Source organism: Pseudomonas sp. E315 (assembly GCF_055406205.1).
Genome location: NZ_JBUZPJ010000019.1, coordinates 41,857 through 57,630, shown reverse-complemented (window position 1 = coordinate 57,630; position 15,774 = coordinate 41,857). Strand labels below are relative to the sequence as shown.

The window sequence follows — 15,774 nt, the reverse complement described above, 5'->3', positions numbered from 1 at the left end:
CTGCGACGGGTTGCAAGGCAACCCGTTTATTTGAAGGCCCAAAAGGCCCTCATCGCAGTCGTTGGCAGCGACTACAGTTACTTCCATAGACCTCGTTTTGTTACTATCTGCAACACTTCAACCCCTCCGCTTTTCCCGTCTTGCTTGCTAGGTAAACCATGAATCTCACTCGTCTGCGCGCCGATACCTTGGCCGGACTCACGACCTCGTTCGCGCTGTTGCCCGAGTGCATTGCTTTTGCGCTGGTGGCTCATCTCAACCCATTGATGGGGTTGTACGGCGCTTTCATTATTTGCACCCTGACGGCGCTGTTTGGCGGCCGACCGGGGATGGTGTCCGGCGCGGCAGGTTCAATGGCGGTGGTGATCGTTGCGCTGGTGGTGCAACACGGCGTGCAATACCTGCTGGCTACCGTGTTGTTGGGTGGTTTGATCATGATGGCTTTCGGCTTGCTCAAACTGGGCAAGTTGGTGCGCATGGTGCCGTACCCGGTGATGCTTGGCTTTGTTAACGGCTTGGCGATCATCATTGCGATGGCTCAGCTCGATCACTTCAAAAGTGGGGATACCTGGCTCAGTGGTACGCCGTTGTACCTGATGATCGGGCTGGTGGCGCTGACTATGGCCATCGTCTATTTGCTACCACGTTTGACCCGCGCTGCGCCGCCCGCACTGGTGGCCATTCTGAGTGTGGGCCTTGCCGTGTATTTACTCGGTTTGCCGACTCGCACCTTGGGCGACATGGCGCATATCGCCGGTGGTTTGCCGACGCTGGCGCTGCCTGATATTCCCTGGACTCTGGACACCCTGCGCATCATCGCGCCTTACGCGCTGTTGATGGCGATGGTCGGCTTGCTGGAAACCCTGCTAACCCTGAACCTGACAGACGAGATCACCGAAAGTCGTGGCTTTCCGGATCGCGAGTGCGTGGCACTTGGGGCGGCAAACATGGTATCGGGCGTGTTCGGCGGCATGGGCGGTTGCGCCATGATCGGGCAAACCGTGGTCAACCTCAGTTCGGGCGGGCGGGGTCGATTGTCCGGTGTAACAGCGGGCGTCATGATTTTGCTGTTTGTGTTGTTTCTGTCACCGCTGATTGAGCGCATACCGCTGGCCGCGCTGGTGGGGGTGATGTTTGTGGTGTCACAGCAAACGTTCGCGTGGGCGTCGTTACGCGTGTTGAACAAAGTGCCACTCAATGACGTGCTGGTGATCATTGCAGTAACGGTCATCACGGTATTTACCGATCTGGCCACTGCTGTGCTGTGCGGGATTATTATTGCGGCGCTCAATTTTGCGTGGCAACAGGCGCGCCAACTGTACGCCGACAGTTCTCTGGAAACCGATGGCAGCAAACTTTATCGCGTGCATGGCACGTTGTTTTTTGCTTCTACCACCGAGTTTCTCAAGCAGTTTGACCCGGCTAACGACCCGGCTCAGGTGACGCTGGATTGTCGTCACCTGAACTTTGTCGACTACTCGGCCATTGCGGCCTTGAACACCTTGCGCGAGCGCTACCGCAAAGCCGGCAAACATTTACGCGTGCTGCATGTGTCTGAGCGCTGCAAAAAATTGCTCAAGCGTGCGCGGGTGCAACAAGACTGACACCGTCTTTTTAGACCTTGAAGTGGCTGACCATCATTTGCAGCTGATTGCCCAAGCGCGCCAGCTCAACACTGGACTTGGCCGTTTCGTCGCTCGCCGCAGCGGTTTGTTCTGACACGTCGCGAACGTTGATGATGCTGCGGCTGATCTCTTCAGCCACGGCGCTTTGCTGTTCAGCGGCCGCAGCGATTTGTTGGTTCATGGACTGAATATTCGACACTGTGCGCGTAATGCCCTGCAACGATGTGCCGGCCTGACGGGTCAAGGTGACGCTGCTGTCGGTCAGCGTGCGGCTGTTGTTCATCACATTAGCCACGTGTTGGGTGCCGCTTTGTAAGGCCGCAACCAAGGTTTGAATTTCTTCGGTGGACTTCTGCGTGCGCTGGGCCAAACCGCGTACTTCGTCAGCAACCACGGCAAACCCGCGCCCGGCTTCACCGGCGCGCGCGGCTTCGATAGCAGCGTTAAGCGCCAGCAGATTGGTTTGTTCAGCAACGGCCTTGATCACATCCATAACGCTGCCGATTTTGTCGCTTTCTTGTTGCAGAACGGCCATCGCTTCTGTGGAACGGCCCACTTCAACGGCTAAGCGCTCGATCTGGTCGATCGCCTGATGAACGACTTTGTCGCCATCGCGGGCTTCGCCATCGGCGGCGGCTGCCGCTTGCGAGGCTTGTTCGGCGTTACGTGCCACTTCTTGCACGGTCGCGGTCATTTCGTGCATGGCGGTGGCCACCTGATCGGTTTCGATCTTTTGGCTGTTAACGCCTGCGCTGGTTTGTTCTGTGACGGCCGACAACTCTTCAGCGGCGCTGGCAATTTGCGTTACGCCATCGCGAATGCCGCCAATCAACTCGCGCAGGGTGGTGCCCATGCGTGCAATACCTTGTTGCAATACGCCCAGTTCATCACGGCGTGTCACACGCAGATTCTGACTCAGGTCGCCGCTGGCAATGCGTTCAACCACATCCAGTGTTTCGCGCAGTGGGCGGGTGATCTGACGGGTAATGATGACGGCCGCGCATATCCCGAACAGCAAGACCAGTAAGGTGCTGATCAACTGCATATTGTTAGCGCTTGCGCTTTCACTGTCGCGACGCTCCAGCTGGATTTTGTACAAATCATCACTGCGGCTCAGGATGTCAGCGCCATAAACGGTCATTTCTTTGCGCATATCGGTGATGGTTTTGTCGGTGTCGGCATACACCTGCAAGGCACGCTTGTACTGCGCCAGCGCGGTATCGAGGGTGCGCAACGCGTCTGGGGCGTTAGCGCTAAAGTGAACGTTCAGCGCGCCAAGGCTGGTAATGGCAGCGTCCAGTTGCTGACGTGCAGCTTGCTCATTGGCAGGGGTTTGCGCGGCGACATAAGCACGCACTTGGTAGCGGGCCAGCAAAAACTGTTCACGTACGGTGGTGATGGTTTGCAGTTGCTCAAAGCGGCCATCTTCCATCGCGCTGCGTTGCAGGACGAGTGTCTTCAAGGCATCCATCGCATCGCGTGCCATTTTTGAGCTGCTGTCCATGTCGTCTCGCGACACCGCAGACTCAACGTACGCCTTGCGCATCGTCACCAACGCGTCCTGGTAACGCATGATGATCGCGTGTTGCTCTTTAAGCAGCTTGAGGTTTTCTGGGCTTTTGAAGCTTTCGATCAGTTTGTTTTGTTGAGTCACAAACGCATCGAGGTTGGCCTGCACATTTTGTGCGGCTGTTTCATCGCCGTCAGTGAGCATGTATTGCAGGCGGGCTACGCGCAGGTTGGTTAGCGCGCCATTGAGCTGAGTGATGTCACTCATCCAGTTACTGCGATCAATCAGTTTGTCCAGGCTAATCCAGTCACTGATCGCCATCACACAGGTAAGGGCCAAAACCAGGCCAAAACCCAGGGCTAGTTTTAAGTTGACGCTGATATTGCTCAGCCAGCTGTTCATGTGTTCCTCCAGGAACTGTTCGCTTCTTGATCGAAATTCGCTGGAGGGTTTTATTGTTCTGCCCAGCAGACGTGTTTGTGTTGGGCTGTATCGGCGGTTATCGCTAGAGCTGAAACGCTTTTTTAAACGCAGTGATCGGCGGTCAAGCAGCCTTTTAAGCGCCCACATCAATGGCGCGGTTTACGTTTTTTTTCACATTCATTTCACTGATCCCCAACGGGCCCTTTTTTAGACTTTGTTCAGCGTGGTGTTAGCCGCGCCGTGCAAGGCTGTGATTGTCATATTCGTTTTATAGGGTGGCGGCCTGTTTCGCTCACTGATTGCCATAGGGGCATGTGTATCGTGATGTTAAGTCTTGGTTGGGTGGGGGTTAAGCGCGCGATGCTGATCAACGCATTGGCGCGCTACAGAAATGCAACGCTGTTGATCGCCGCCAGCCTGCTGACAACCGGGCTTACGTGGAATGTGATGGCGCCTGCTTCTGCCCCTAATCTGGCGAGCCGAGGCAATGCTCAGCGTATTGAATCGTTGACTGACAGTTGGGCGAGGGGGGATGTGATTGCGTTGGTGCGCCATGTTGAGCGTTGCGATCGTTCGCCAACACCCTGCGTTGGGCCGCTGGAAGGCGTCACCGTGCAAGGTGAAGCCGTTGCGCAAACGCTGGGCGCACACTTCAACCTGTTGGGCCTTAACAGCACCGATATCTACAGCAGTGAATTGACTCGCGCGCGTCAAACAGCCGACTTTATGTTCGCCCGCCCAGTGGCCGCGCAAAGTTGGTTATTCGATTGCCGAGGCACGATGTTGCGTGATGCACTCAAAAATAAAGTACCGGGCCGCAATCTGGTACTGGTGACCCACAGCGAGTGCATGGACGAGCTTGAAAGCGAGATGCACGTACCGACTGACACCTCGTTCGCCTACGGCACCTCGCTCTTTATCAAGGCCGAAGGCCTCAACAACAGGCCGCAAATGTTGGGTTATATCGAACCTAAAGATTGGGCCAACATCGTGCCGGTTATGACGGCGTCTGAGCGCAATCGGCTTGAAGCTATGCGCTTTTGATTGTCTGCCCTGACGGTGTGAAGCCGCACTCTTTTCACGCGACCTAAAACGCCCGGTTGGTGACGAATGCCGGGCGTTTTAGGTTGGGCCTCAGGTCGGTTTAAACAGGCGGTTCCAGTTTTGCTCTTCAGGTAACGGCTGGGCTTTGAGTTCGCGGGCGATCACGTTTTCGATGTCGTAGGCACTCAGCTCTTTTTCATCGAGCCACGGCCAAGTTGCATCAGCATCGCGAAAGTTGAATTTGCTGGCGAGTTGTTGGCATGCCAGCGCAAGCAAATGCAGCAGCGCCAGTTGGCTGCTGATGTAAGGCTTTTGTGGCTCGGGAACACTGTTTAGCAGGGCGGCTACGTCTTGTTGCTCGGCGCCAGGCGACACAGTGCTGCGCAGGTTCCAAACGATCGTGCCCTGATGTGAGGCGTTCTGCTGCGAGGCTGGGCCTGTGCTGACCTCAACATTGAGCGCCACGTTTTGCTTCTCAAATTGAGTCATCAAATAGTCCGCAAGGTCGGACTTGCGCAAAAACGCAGTCGCCGTTTTGAAGGCCAGTTCGGCGTCGTAGGGGCTCAGGGTTTTACTGGTGAGGGTAATGCTCATGGCAGGCTCCTTTTCGGGTCATAAACGCCCAGTGTGCACAGGGATCACAGGAGCGTAGCCAAAGCCCGGTAATCGGCCATGCCAAGAGCGTTTCTATTGCCTGGGATCAACCTTCTGCTAAATGACTTTCACATTTGGTCACACAAGTGTGGCTCCTTGGGGGGCTTCGATGGTGCAAAGACCTACAACAATTCAGTAAACGCCTTACGCCTTCCGCTAGAATCCCGCGCTTAGTGTGTTTTTCCTCTCTGCGTACCAAGGGATGTCCATGATCTGGTTTCTTGAAGGGCAATCCAGCCAACGCGACGTGATCGCGGGTGCCCGTGAGGCGCTGCCAGAAACGGCTCGCATCTTCGCTTCTCACCGCCAAAATCGCCCTGAAATAACCGGGCTGGCCGACGTTGCCTGGCGCGAGCCGCAAGACAACGAAGAGCGCATCGGCTGGGTGATCGAGCAAGCCCGCGCTCACCACATCAGCGTGGTGTTGGCTGGGCGCGTGGGGCAGGTGTTTGAAGCGCATCGTGCCGACTTTGAGGTGGCGGGGTTGCAACTGGTGACAGGTGCGCTGGATCTGGACACCTTTGAGCGAGTGGATGACAAGTCGGTGTTTACTCGTGACGCCTTGGCGGCGGGGCTGGCGTGTATTCCGGCGATTACGGTACACAACCAGGCCGAGCTGCAAAACGCTTACGCCCAGTTGGCCCGTGATGGTCAGGTGTGTGTGAAACCGACGCGTGGCATTTATGGCCAGGGCTTTTGGCGTTTGGCGGATAACGTTGACCCGTTTCGCAGTTTTGCCAACGCTGAGGCCCACGAAGTGAACGCGGCGCTGTTTGCACAGGCTTATGGCCAGTCGGTTGAGCCCAAGCCGTTGTTAGTGATGCCGTATATGCCCGGCAGCGAGTGCTCGGTGGACATGGTGTGCGAAGCAGGCAATGCCGTGGCTTACGTAGGGCGTCGCAAGCAGGGCTTGATGCAGTCTTTTGAGCGAGACGGTGCCGCAGTGGAATTGGCGATCAAGGCTGCTCGGCACTTCAAGTGTGATGGCATCGTTAACGTACAAACCCGCGATGATGATGAAGGTAATCCCCATCTGCTGGAAATCAATCTGCGTTACTCCGGTGGCATCGGCTACACCCGCGAAGCCGGGGTTAATTTACCGGGTATTTTCGCCGCCCGTCGCCTGGGAATGCCCGTGCCTGCCAGCGATTGGCGTGAGGGTGTTGAGGTCAAAGCCATCACCGTCGTCGTTTCGGTTCGCGGGGAAGAACTGCTAAGGTGAGCGCCTCTTGTTAAGCGTTGGCACAGGGGAGTCACGGACGATGAAATTGATGCCGGGGGCCAACACAGGCCTGCCTTCTGCGAGCTGTGAGTTCGAGTTGACCTGCCCACGTGCAGGCGCGTTGGGCGAGTATGCAGGGTTGGCGTTGCTGGCCCTGGATGACAAGCGTCAACCGGTTGCCGAGCCTGCCTTGTTCCATGCGCCCCAGCCTTGGGTGGTATGGCATGACACCCAAGGCCTTGCTCGCTTCAATATCGTACTTGAGCAACTGCCTGCCCACTGCGAGCGTGTGCAATTGGTGCTGTATGTGTATGGCGCCCTTGGCCCGTTGCGTGAGTTGGGGGCATTTGAGCTCAAGGTTGATCAACACATCGAGCATGGCCTGCCGCTAGCCGACTACGGTGATGGCGCGATGGTTATCGCAGAGGTCTATCGCCGTCATGATCAATGGAAAATACGCGCACTGGCTGAGGCATCGGCTTACGGGTTGAGCGCTTTTGCCCGACGATTGGGTATCACGGTTGATGACCGCCACCCGCAACGTAGCAGCGCCCCGGACGATGACAGCCCTTCGCGCCAAAGTGCGACAGGCACAGGTTTTGCTGTCAGCGCGCAGCATATTTTGACCTGCGCCCATGTGATCGAAGGGCTGGATCAGTTCTCGATCACGTCCTTCGAGGGGCGTTATCAGGCTGAATCTGTGGTCGTCGATCGTAAGAACGATCTGGCATTGCTGCGGGTCATCGGTGCGCCGCCCTTAAGCCCGGTTACCTTTCGCGAAGGCGTGGGGTGTGAACTGGGTGAGAGCGTGGTCACCCTGGGCTTTCCATTGGCCGGCTTGGCGGGTGGCGGCGTGCAAGTCTCCCAAGGTGTAGTGTCGGGTTTGTTTGGTTTGCGCGATGATGCCAGCCTTATGCAGTTCACCGCACCCATTCAGCCGGGCTCCAGCGGTAGCCCCGTGTTCGATCAGCACGGTTTGGTCAGCGGCTTGGTGACATCGAGCATGGCCGACGCACAGAACATGAACTTCGCGGTCAAAACCGCGTTGGTGCTGGCATTTCTTGAGGCCGCACGGGTTCACGCACAGCGTGACCGAAGCGAGCGTTCACTGACGACGCCCGAGCTGGTTCGGGCAGCGCAAGCCGGGTTATGGCGTATCGACGCCAGCCATCTCCAGTAACTATTTTTCGCTTGTTTTAAAGCGTTCAGTCACCAATCGTCTCCTTCTTTTTTTTAAGTATTTCCAGGTATTAAATTTTGATGAACAGCGGTAACCCCATGACCGATACCAAGGCTTTGCACGCAAACCTTAAACGCGGTCGCCTGGAGGTAGAGGTCAATGCATCGACCTTCGACCCGCAGGCACTTTTCTGTTTTGCTGAGCGTCGCAACCCCAAGCGCGCTTTCCTGTTTGTGTCCCGCGTACTCGGTCGACACATTCCTGCGCGCCCATCGCTGATGGCTGACAGCTTTAATGCTCTGGCTGCCAAAATCCCTGCTGACTTGCCTGGCCCGGTGTTGGTCATTGGCATGGCTGAAACCGCAGTTGGGCTTGGCGCTGGCGTGCACCGTGCGCTGAGCCAAACACGTACCGATACCGTCTATCTGGTCAGCAGTCGCCACCCTACGGGCAGCGAACTTTTTACCCGTTTTGAAGAAGAACACAGCCACGCCAGTTCGCATTTGCTGCACTTGCCGCAAGACGCCAAAACCCGTGAGTTGATGCTCACTGCACGCTCGCTGGTGCTGGTGGACGATGAAGCATCGACCGGTAACACCTTCATTAATCTGTCCAAGGCGCTGGCCGAGGCGGGGCTTGATTCGATTGAGCGCCTCGTCACGGCCACGCTTACCGATTGGTCGCAAGACGCGGTACGTAAGGCGATGGGCGATCATGTGACGAGCATTTCCCTGCTCGACGGTCGCTACACGTTTGCAGAAGACCCCACTGCAGACCTGCCTCAAATGCCTGAAGTTGGCAGCGTCGCCCAAGGTGACTGGCCGCTGGACCCACGCCGCGATTGGGGGCGCATGGGCGTATGTGAACACCTCGACACGCTGGCGCCTGATTTACAGGTTTCACCCGGCGAGCGAATTTTGGTCGTGGGCACCAGTGAGTTTGTCTGGCGCCCGTTTTTGCTGGCTGAACGACTGGAACGTGCCGGAGCCGATGTGCATTTCAGCTCCACCAGCCGCTCGCCGATTGCATTAGGCCATGCCATCAATCATGCGTTGTCGTTCAGCGACAACTACGGCTTGGGCATCCCTAACTTTCTGTATAACGTCGCCCCCGGCCAATTTGATCGGGTGCTGATTTGCAGCGAAACCCCGGCAGCGGCAGTCGACCCGGCGCTGATCAGCGCGTTGAATGCGCAGGTAATCGTTGATGACAACTAATCGCCCGCTGGTGTTTGTCGATTTGGACGACACCCTGTTTCAGACCGCCCGCAAAATGGGCGACGAGCCGCGCTTCACTGCCACGCTGGATGCAGACGGCCAGCCCAACGGGTTTATGAGCGCGACACAAAAGAGCTTCGTCGAATGGCTGTTGGCCACCTCTGATGTCGTCCCTGTGACGGCCCGCAGCATCGAGGCCTACCAACGGGTGCAATTGCCCTTTGCCCACGGCGCGGTGTGCGCTCACGGCGGGGTGATTCTAAATGCCGAGGGTTCGCTGGATCTGGACTGGCACGCTCGTATGAGTGACGAGTTGGCCCTGGAGCAAACCCGTTTGCATCAATTGAGCGAGCAAACCCTGGCGATTGGCGCAGAGCTGGGCTTGTCCTTGCGCGGTTGGGTTGTTGAAGAGCAAGGGCTGGCCAATTACGTGGTCACCAAACACAACAATGAAACCGACCAAGCGCTGCTCACCGTATTGGCTGAGGTCAAAGCGCGAGGCCTGCTGGATGGGCTTTATGTGCATGGTAATGGCAACAATCTGGCCTTCCTGCCGCTGGCGCTGCAAAAACGCGAAGCGGTACGTGAGTGGATTCGCCGCGACCAAGCCCTCAACGGCAAGCGCCCCTTGCTGGGCTTTGGTGACAGCGTGTCGGACGTAGGCTTTATGGCGGAGTGCGATTGGTGGGGGACGCCAAAACGCGGTCAGTTGGCGGCCCATGTGATGGCGAGCATTACTCATGAGTAACGCTTTTGAAGGGCTGGAAACGGTAGGCAGCGGTAGCTATGACGCCGATGACGTGCACTTTTTGCTCCGTGCGATGGAGATCGAAGTCACTGACGTGCAGGAAAAAGAGCGGCTGATTCAAACCCAACAGCGCCATTACTCCGAGATGATCAGCCATGAGCATCCGCCATCCGATACCCATAAGAGCTTGTATCAGCGAGCGTTGACGCAAAATGGCGCACGCATGGCGGCGGATGTGCAAGCTCTGGCTCAAGCCTTGAACGAACGTTACAACGGCCCATCCATTGCGCTGGTGTCATTTGTGCGGGCGGGTTTGCCGCTGGGCGTGCTGTTGCGTCGGGCGCTGGTTGAGAGGGGGCGGGATGCTCAGCATTACGGGATCAGCATCATTCGTGACCGCGGGATCGACAACGTGGCACTCGAAGCTATTATCAAGACCCACGGCGCTGAGAACATCGTGTTTGTTGATGGCTGGACGGGCAAAGGGGCCATCAGTGGGCAGATCCGCGACAGCCTGGCGGGCGATTCGCGCTTTCCCGCAGACCCGCGTCTGGTGGTACTGGCCGACCCGTGTGGCCGTGCCTGGTTGGCCGCGTCAGCCGAAGACTGGCTGATCCCGTCGGGGATTTTGGGCGCTACGGTTTCAGGCTTGGTGTCGCGCTCGATATGGCCGTCACAACCCGGCTTGCATGGTTGCGTGGTGTATGACCATTTGGCAGAGCATGACGTGACCATGAGTTTTATCCACAACATCGAAACCGAGCGTGCCCAACTGCCCCCGCAGGCGTCGGCTCAGCCCTGGACGCCAGAACACGCGTCTGCGTTGCAACGCGACGCGGTGGCTGCGGTCGAACGTATCTCGACGCGTTTTGCGGTGACCAACCCCAATCGTGTTAAACCCGGTATTGCCGAGGCTACGCGGGCAGTCATGCGTCGTGTGCCAGACCATGTATTGGTGCGTAGCCGCGATGATCAGGATGTTCAGTTGCTGCTGCACCTCACCCGGCAAGCCAATATTGAAGTTGAAGAAGTGGGTGATGAGTTGGGGCCATATCGCGCCGTAACTGTCATCAGGAGTGTGCGCTGATGATCAAGCATTCAGCCTATGCCTTAGGTGCCACGCTTTATATGCCAGCGACCCGTCCCGATATTTTGGACGTGGTCTTTGGCGAGAAGATCCACGGCCTGCGTTCGCTGGTGGTGTGTCTTGAAGATGCTGTGGCTGACACCGACGTCCAGCAAGCGTTGTGCAACCTGAAAAACCTGTTATTGGGCATTGAGGCACGGGGCGGGCGCCCGTCCAGTGGGCCGATTTTATTTGTACGCCCCCGTGATGCGGCGATGGCTGCCGTGCTCAATGAATGGTCATTGATGCGCCATGTTGATGGTTTTGTGGTGCCCAAGCTGCGCTTGAGCAACATCAGCGAATGGCAGCAGGCTGTCACACGCAGCGATTTGATGCTCATGCCGACGCTTGAAACCCCCGAAGTGTTTGATCCGGGGGCGATGGTTGAATTGCGCAGCGCAATGCTTGAGCTGTTGCCGGAGCGGATTATCGCCTTGCGCATTGGTGGCAACGATTTGATGGGGTGTTTGGGTTTGCGCCGTAACCCGGCGATGACGCTGTACTGCACGCCCATGAGTTATGTGATCCCCATGTTGTGCGGAGTCATGGGCTCAGCGGGCTTTGCATTGACCGCGCCGGTGTTTGAGCAGCTCAATACCCCTGTCTTATTGGAGCAAGAACTGGCGCTGGACATGGCGCACGGGCTTGTGGGTAAAACCGCCATCCACCCGTCGCAAATTGCAGTTATCCACAAAGCGTTGCAAGTCACCCTTGAAGATCTCAACAGCGCACGCCAAATACTAAGTGAGACGGCGCCCGCGGTGTTCAAATTCAATGACGCCATGTGTGAGCCGGCGACCCACTATAAATGGGCGCAAACAATCATCGAACGGGCTCATTGGCAGGGTGTACGGCCTGAAAGCGCCAACCCGCTCGATACTTTTGGAGGCAGCCTGCGATTGGCTGAATTAGTAGGTTGAACAAGGCTTTGAAAACCCTCGATAACGAACACAAACAAGTGTTGGCCGCTTTCGACTTTGACGGAACGCTGACCTATCACGACAGTTTTGTGCCGTTTTTACGCTTCGCCTTTGGCAATCGACTGTTTGCCATGCGCTTGTTGCGGATGATTCCAGCAACGGTGTGCTACCTGCTGGGTAGGATCAGTCGCAATGATTTGAAGGAAAAACTGATCACCGTCTACCTAACAGGCGCTAAACAGTCATGGGTTGAGGAGCGCGCCGAAGCATTTTGTGACGTTTCGTGGCAGCGGCTAATGCGTCCTTTGGGCTTAACATCTGTCGCAAACCAGCTTGAGCAGGGAGCAAACGTCACCATTTGCTCGGCCTCGCCCGAGCTGGTGCTCAAACCTTTTGCTAAAAAGCTTGGTATTGGCCTGATCGGCACACGCCTGCAATCGGTTGATGGTGTGCTGAACGGTGAGATCGACGGCACAAACTGTCGGTGTGAACAAAAAGTTATTCGGCTCCAGGCGCAATACGGGCCTTTGGAGCAATACACATTGCGCGCTTGGGGTGACACCCGAGGCGATGAACAAATGCTAGGAGCCGCTCAAGAGCCCCATTGGCGTGAGTTTCATGCGCTGTGGCGTCGTAAGCGGCCACTTGACGTGTGCTTGCGTGAAGAACTGTAAGCAAGGCGTAAGCAACGCACGTCAATAATCACCTCTATGGTAAACAGCACTTCGTGCATCAGTGCAGACAAGGAGACGCTTCATGGCCATTTCGCTGTCCAAGAACCAAACGATTTCCCTCGAAAAAGAAGCCGGAGCCGGTCTTAAAAAAATCCGCATGGGCCTGGGTTGGGACCCGGCAAAACCGAGCGGTTTTTTTGCCAAATTACTGAGCAGCAACGATGCCATTGATCTGGATGCTTCCTGCATCGTGCTTGACCATGACAAGCAGCCTTTGGATCTGGTGTGGTTCCGCCAACTTAAATCCAGTGATGGCTCGATTGTTCACTCTGGCGACAACCGCACCGGTGAAGGCGACGGCGACGACGAGTCGATCATGGTCAACCTTGAGCAACTGCCATTGAGCGTTAAACACTTGGTGTTTACCGTGAACTCGTTCACCGGGCAGAACTTTGATGCCGTCGAAAACGCCTACTGCCGCATTGTCGACGAACTGACTGGCAAAGAGCTGGCGCGCTTCAACCTGTCTGAAAAAGGCCGCCACACCGGCGTCGTCATGGCTTACCTGAGCCGGACTTCAGCGGGCTGGGATTTGACGGCGGTAGGCAGCGTGGCCAATGGCCGTACTGCACAAGATTTGAGCAATGAGGCCGCCAAGGCGGTGCGCTCATGAGCACGTTGACTCCCGGCGCCAACACCGCGGTCAGTGCGGGCACCCTGAGCGTCACCGTCAGCTATACCCCTGTACCGGGCGCTGATTTGGACGTTTCGGCGTTTTTGCTGAATGAAGCGGGCAAGGTGCGTGGCGATAACGACATGTGCTTCTTTGGTCAGCAGAGCGTCAACAATGGCGCGGTAAAGCTGGTTGAGTCCGCCGCAGGCCGCACAGTGTTCAGCGTCAATCTGGACGCCATTGATGCCGCCATCGAAAAGGTGGCGCTGACCGCGACCATTTATGAGAACAAGGCCAAGTTTTCAGCCTTCCCTCAGCTGAATGTGTCGGTGTCGGGTGGCATTGAAGCGCCTATTTCGACTCAGGGCATGCAGGAAACAGCCCTGATTTTGGGTGAGTTCTATCGCCGTCAGGGCGTATGGAAGTTCCGTTGCGTGGCCCAGGGCTTTGCCGGTGGCCTCGCGCCGTTGGCCCAGCATTTCGGGGTTGATATTGCGGCCCCTGCTCCGGCGCCAGCACCGGCCCCAACGCCAACGCCCGCAGCACCTGCTCCCGCGCCAGCCTCCAAGGTTAACTTGTCAAAAATTACCCTCGACAAACAGCGTCCGTCGATCAGTCTTGAGAAAAAAGACGGTGATTTCGGCGAAATTAAAATCAACCTGAACTGGAACCGTACCAGCCCGAGCGGCGGTGGCGGCTTCTTTGCTTCGTTGCGTGGCAAGTCTGGCGGTATCGATCTGGACGTAGGTTGCCTGTACGAGCTGGAAAACGGCAAAAAAGGCGCGGTTCAAGCCTTGGGCAACGCCTTTGGCGACTTCCGTGATGAGCCGTTTATTCAACTGATGGGCGACGACCGCACAGGCTCGGTGAGCGACGGCGAGTGGTTGCGTATCAACGGCAAGGAGTGGCGCAAAGTTCGCCGCGTGCTGGTGTACGCATTTATCTACGAGGGCGCGCCCAACTGGCAAGCCACTGACGGCGTAATCACCTTGTACATTCCGGGTGAAGCGCCGATTGAAGTGCGCTTGAGCGAAGAGGGCGGCACCAAGGGCATGTGCGCCATTGCCTTGCTCGAAAACATCGGCGGTAGCGTCAAGGTCAATCGCAAGGTCGAGTTCTTCAAAGGGCATTCGGACATGGACAAAGCCTTTGGCTGGGGCATGCGCTGGGCTGCCGGGTCCAAATGAGCGCTCTGTAACTGGCCGCCTGCTGAGGCGGGCGGTGTACCCACTATTTCTGACAAGGTGAATCCAATGCTCGAATGGCTGAAAACCAACGCAACTGCCGCCCGTGACAAACTGTCGGCGGAAGTCAGCAAGTTCAAAAACCGTGAATTCATGGAGGCCGTGGTCTCCGGGTGCGCACTGGTTGCCGCCGCCGATGGCAACATCAGCAGCGACGAAAAACAGAAGATGATTGGTTTTATCCAAAACTCCAATGAGCTGAAGGCGTTTGACGTCAAAGACGTGATCAAGTCGTTCAATGGGGTTTGCGAGAAGTTTGAGTTTGATCAACAGATCGGTCGTGCAGAAGCTCTGAAGTCGATCGGTCTGTTACGTAAAAAAGAAGATGCGGCTCGTTTGCTGGTGCGTGTGTGCTGCGCCATCGGTAGCGCTGACGGCAACTTTGATGAAAGTGAGCGGGCTGCTTGCCGCACCATCTGCAATGAGCTGGGGCTGAACCCTGGCGATTTTGATCTCTGAGGACATCATGGAAAACACGGCAATTGGCTTTCCGCCAACTACCATCGCTGTATTTGTGGCTCTGGCGGTCATTGCCTTGGCAATCGATCTGTTCACCCACAAAAGCGATAAACCGGTCACGCTGACCAATGCGGCCGTCTGGTCGATTTTTTGGGTGCTGATCTCGCTCGCGTTTGCGGGCTACTTGTACTACGCCCACGGCCCAAGCGTTGCCAGCCTGTTCGTCACCGGTTACGCGCTGGAAAAAGTCCTCAGCGTCGACAACCTGTTCGTGTTCATGGCTATCTTCGCCTGGTTCAAGATCCCGGACTCGCTGCGTCACCGTGTTCTGTACTGGGGCATTATCGGGGCCATCGTGTTCCGCTTGATCTTCGTGGCGATCGGTACTGGCCTGCTGGCGTTTGGCCCTTGGGTCGAAGTGCTGTTTGCCGTGGTTGTGGCCTGGACTGCGATCATGATGCTGCGCAGCAAGGAAGAGGATGAGGAAGAGGATTATTCCCAGCACATCGCCTACCGTTTTGCGAAAAAACTGTTCCCGGTTTGGCCGAAGCTGCATGGACATAATTTCTTTGTTTCGCGCACAGAGCTTGAAAAAGAGCTAACGAAGCCGCAGAACAAGGGAATGAGTCTTGTAGGCAAAGGCGCGCTGTTTGCGACACCACTGTTTCTGTGTGTGGTGGTGGTCGAGGTATCAGACATTCTGTTCGCCTTCGACTCCGTGCCAGCTGTTATTGCTGTGAGCCGTGAACCATTGATCGTTTATTCGGCAATGATGTTCGCCATTCTAGGCCTGCGTACGATGTACTTCGTGCTTGAAGCCCTGAAACGCTACCTGGTTCATCTGGAAAAATCGGTTATCGCGTTGTTGTTCTTCATCGCCGGCAAGCTGGCCCTGAACGCGACCGATCACCTGTTTGGTCACGGCATCAGCATCGATCCGAACACCAGTTTGATGGTGGTGCTGGTGGTATTGGCCATTGGTATCGTGGCCAGCATCATCTTTCCGGGTAAAGATGAAGAGCAATCCGACGTTAAAAACGACACGAACGCTTGAT

At 56.5% G+C, this 15,774-nt stretch carries 14 protein-coding genes and 2 pseudogenes; 13 read left to right on the top strand and 3 right to left on the bottom strand.

Annotated features, from left to right (window positions below; translation table 11 throughout):
- Positions 1-158: 158 nt before the first annotated feature.
- Positions 159-1,604, top strand: coding sequence for a SulP family inorganic anion transporter (locus ACZRJQ_RS20665; protein ID WP_463980156.1), 1,446 nt, complete (start codon positions 159-161; stop codon positions 1,602-1,604).
- A gap of 10 nt (positions 1,605-1,614) precedes the next feature.
- Here the strand turns inward: ACZRJQ_RS20665 and ACZRJQ_RS20660 are convergent.
- Both ACZRJQ_RS20660 and ACZRJQ_RS20655 read right to left on the bottom strand, forming a co-directional pair.
- Positions 1,615-2,211: pseudogene (locus tag ACZRJQ_RS20660) on the bottom strand (methyl-accepting chemotaxis protein); the annotation flags it as partial.
- 306 nt (positions 2,212-2,517) lie between these two features.
- Positions 2,518-3,402 (bottom strand): annotated as a pseudogene (locus tag ACZRJQ_RS20655) (methyl-accepting chemotaxis protein); the annotation flags it as partial.
- Positions 3,403-3,882: 480 nt separating this feature from the next.
- Between ACZRJQ_RS20655 and pmrG the strand changes: the two are divergent.
- The gene (gene pmrG / locus ACZRJQ_RS20650) at positions 3,883-4,602 is read left to right on the top strand and encodes a lipopolysaccharide core heptose(II)-phosphate phosphatase PmrG (protein ID WP_463980171.1); all 720 of its coding nucleotides are present in this window, start codon (positions 3,883-3,885) and stop codon (positions 4,600-4,602) included.
- A gap of 90 nt (positions 4,603-4,692) precedes the next feature.
- On the opposite strand, the gene ACZRJQ_RS20645 is transcribed toward pmrG, so the two are convergent.
- Positions 4,693-5,196, bottom strand: coding sequence for a hypothetical protein (locus ACZRJQ_RS20645; RefSeq protein WP_463980155.1), 504 nt, complete (start codon positions 5,194-5,196; stop codon positions 4,693-4,695).
- A gap of 268 nt (positions 5,197-5,464) precedes the next feature.
- Between ACZRJQ_RS20645 and ACZRJQ_RS20640 the strand changes: the two genes are divergently transcribed.
- The 11 genes from ACZRJQ_RS20640 to ACZRJQ_RS20590 all read left to right on the top strand — a co-directional run bounded on the left by ACZRJQ_RS20640 (position 5,465) and on the right by ACZRJQ_RS20590 (position 15,773).
- Complete coding sequence (locus ACZRJQ_RS20640; protein ID WP_463980154.1) at positions 5,465-6,478, top strand: ATP-grasp domain-containing protein; 1,014 nt, start codon at positions 5,465-5,467, stop codon at positions 6,476-6,478.
- Between the two features lie 40 nt (positions 6,479-6,518).
- Positions 6,519-7,658 carry a trypsin-like peptidase domain-containing protein gene (locus tag ACZRJQ_RS20635; RefSeq protein ID WP_463980153.1) on the top strand — a complete coding sequence of 380 codons (1,140 nt, stop codon included), beginning with the start codon at positions 6,519-6,521 and terminating at the stop codon, positions 7,656-7,658.
- A gap of 80 nt (positions 7,659-7,738) precedes the next feature.
- Positions 7,739-8,875, top strand: coding sequence for a phosphoribosyltransferase domain-containing protein (locus ACZRJQ_RS20630; protein WP_463980152.1), 1,137 nt, complete (start codon positions 7,739-7,741; stop codon positions 8,873-8,875).
- Positions 8,865-9,623: an HAD family hydrolase gene (locus tag ACZRJQ_RS20625; RefSeq protein ID WP_463980151.1), complete on the top strand. Its 759-nt coding sequence runs from the start codon at positions 8,865-8,867 to the stop codon at positions 9,621-9,623. Before ACZRJQ_RS20630 ends, ACZRJQ_RS20625 begins: the two co-directional genes overlap by 11 nt.
- On the top strand, positions 9,616-10,710 hold the full coding sequence (locus ACZRJQ_RS20620; protein ID WP_463980150.1) for a cysteine protease StiP family protein: 1,095 nt from the start codon (positions 9,616-9,618) through the stop codon (positions 10,708-10,710). The genes ACZRJQ_RS20625 and ACZRJQ_RS20620 overlap by 8 nt, the downstream gene beginning before the upstream one ends.
- Entirely contained in the window at positions 10,710-11,669 is a 960-nt protein-coding gene (locus ACZRJQ_RS20615) for an HpcH/HpaI aldolase/citrate lyase family protein (RefSeq protein WP_463980149.1), read from the top strand. The genes ACZRJQ_RS20620 and ACZRJQ_RS20615 overlap by 1 nt, the downstream gene beginning before the upstream one ends.
- Complete coding sequence (locus tag ACZRJQ_RS20610; protein WP_463980148.1) at positions 11,666-12,343, top strand: HAD family hydrolase; 678 nt, start codon at positions 11,666-11,668, stop codon at positions 12,341-12,343. Before ACZRJQ_RS20615 ends, ACZRJQ_RS20610 begins: the two co-directional genes overlap by 4 nt.
- 82 nt (positions 12,344-12,425) lie before the next feature.
- Positions 12,426-13,016, top strand: a complete 591-nt coding sequence (locus tag ACZRJQ_RS20605; protein WP_463980147.1) for a TerD family protein — start codon at positions 12,426-12,428, stop codon at positions 13,014-13,016.
- Entirely contained in the window at positions 13,013-14,203 is a 1,191-nt protein-coding gene (locus tag ACZRJQ_RS20600) for a TerD family protein (RefSeq protein ID WP_463980146.1), read from the top strand. The genes ACZRJQ_RS20605 and ACZRJQ_RS20600 overlap by 4 nt, the downstream gene beginning before the upstream one ends.
- Before the next feature lie 66 nt (positions 14,204-14,269).
- Positions 14,270-14,719: a tellurite resistance TerB family protein gene (locus ACZRJQ_RS20595; protein WP_463980145.1), complete on the top strand. Its 450-nt coding sequence runs from the start codon at positions 14,270-14,272 to the stop codon at positions 14,717-14,719.
- Between the two features lie 7 nt (positions 14,720-14,726).
- Complete coding sequence (locus ACZRJQ_RS20590; protein WP_463980144.1) at positions 14,727-15,773, top strand: TerC/Alx family metal homeostasis membrane protein; 1,047 nt, start codon at positions 14,727-14,729, stop codon at positions 15,771-15,773.
- Position 15,774: the final 1 nt, after the last annotated feature.

Bases quoted from the DNA above. Each gene is read 5' to 3' on its own strand.
- ACZRJQ_RS20665 (WP_463980156.1), top strand. From the start codon at position 159: ATGAATCTCACTCGTCTGCGCGCCGATACCTTGGCCGGACTCACGACC.
- pmrG (WP_463980171.1), top strand. From the start codon at position 3,883: ATGTTAAGTCTTGGTTGGGTGGGGGTTAAGCGCGCGATGCTGATCAAC.
- ACZRJQ_RS20645 (WP_463980155.1), bottom strand. From the start codon at position 5,196: ATGAGCATTACCCTCACCAGTAAAACCCTGAGCCCCTACGACGCCGAA.
- ACZRJQ_RS20640 (WP_463980154.1), top strand. From the start codon at position 5,465: ATGATCTGGTTTCTTGAAGGGCAATCCAGCCAACGCGACGTGATCGCG.
- ACZRJQ_RS20635 (WP_463980153.1), top strand. From the start codon at position 6,519: ATGAAATTGATGCCGGGGGCCAACACAGGCCTGCCTTCTGCGAGCTGT.
- ACZRJQ_RS20630 (WP_463980152.1), top strand. From the start codon at position 7,739: ATGAACAGCGGTAACCCCATGACCGATACCAAGGCTTTGCACGCAAAC.
- ACZRJQ_RS20625 (WP_463980151.1), top strand. From the start codon at position 8,865: ATGACAACTAATCGCCCGCTGGTGTTTGTCGATTTGGACGACACCCTG.
- ACZRJQ_RS20620 (WP_463980150.1), top strand. From the start codon at position 9,616: ATGAGTAACGCTTTTGAAGGGCTGGAAACGGTAGGCAGCGGTAGCTAT.
- ACZRJQ_RS20615 (WP_463980149.1), top strand. From the start codon at position 10,710: ATGATCAAGCATTCAGCCTATGCCTTAGGTGCCACGCTTTATATGCCA.
- ACZRJQ_RS20605 (WP_463980147.1), top strand. From the start codon at position 12,426: ATGGCCATTTCGCTGTCCAAGAACCAAACGATTTCCCTCGAAAAAGAA.
- ACZRJQ_RS20600 (WP_463980146.1), top strand. From the start codon at position 13,013: ATGAGCACGTTGACTCCCGGCGCCAACACCGCGGTCAGTGCGGGCACC.
- ACZRJQ_RS20595 (WP_463980145.1), top strand. From the start codon at position 14,270: ATGCTCGAATGGCTGAAAACCAACGCAACTGCCGCCCGTGACAAACTG.
- ACZRJQ_RS20590 (WP_463980144.1), top strand. From the start codon at position 14,727: ATGGAAAACACGGCAATTGGCTTTCCGCCAACTACCATCGCTGTATTT.